Below are 759 nucleotides of genomic sequence, written 5' to 3'. Positions count from 1 at the left end.
GGGGCTGTCCTAGATAACTAAGTTATGTTAGGATGGTTTTGATGAGAAAAAGTAGATTAAGTTCATACAAGCAAGACAAATTAATAGAGTTATTTATAGCAGGAAGTACAGCGCTAACTGCATCAGAATTAGTATCAGTAAATAAAACCACAGCCAGCTATTATTTTCATAGATTAAGATTATTAATTTATGAAAATAGTGAGCATTTAGAAATGTTTACAGGAGAGATTGAAGTAGATGAAAGCTATTTTGGAGGAACTCGTAAAGGAAAACGAGGTAGAGGAGCTGGAGGTAAAGTTCCTGTATTTGGCTTACTTAAACGCAATGGTAAGGTATATACTGTAATCATTCCAAATGCTAAAAGTAATACTCTATTACCAATAATTAGAGAAAAAGTTAAGCCTGATAGTATCGTTTACACTGATACTTTTAGGAGCTATAATGCCTTAGATGTTTCAGAGTTTAAACATTATAGAATTAACCATAGTAAGCTGTTTGCAAAGAAGCATAATCATATAAACGGTATAGAGAACTTTTGGAATCAAGCTAAGAGGCATTTGAGAAAATTTAATGGTATTCCTAGAGATCATTCTTACTTGTTTTTGAAGGAATGTGAGTGGAGATTTAACCACAGTGATTCTAAGGAACAGCTAAAGCTAATTAGACACTGGGTTAGAGAGAGTTTAAAGTAAACTTATCTAGGACAGCCCCAATCTTTTTTGTCTATAACTTCAAATATTTGCAACATTAGTTATGGCT

Annotated in this window: 1 protein-coding gene; it reads left to right on the top strand. The window is 32.7% G+C overall.

The features are described from left to right. Window positions 1-41 precede the first annotated feature (41 nt). Window positions 42-692, top strand: coding sequence for an IS1595 family transposase (locus F3D62_RS07705; protein WP_150467677.1), 651 nt, complete (start codon window positions 42-44; stop codon window positions 690-692). The last annotated feature ends 67 nt before the right edge of the window (window positions 693-759 follow it).

Source organism: Francisella sp. SYW-9 (assembly GCF_008711465.1).
Classification (GTDB): domain Bacteria; phylum Pseudomonadota; class Gammaproteobacteria; order Francisellales; family Francisellaceae; genus Francisella.
Note: the sequence above shows the minus strand (reverse complement) of the source record. Positions and strands in the feature narration are given on the sequence as shown.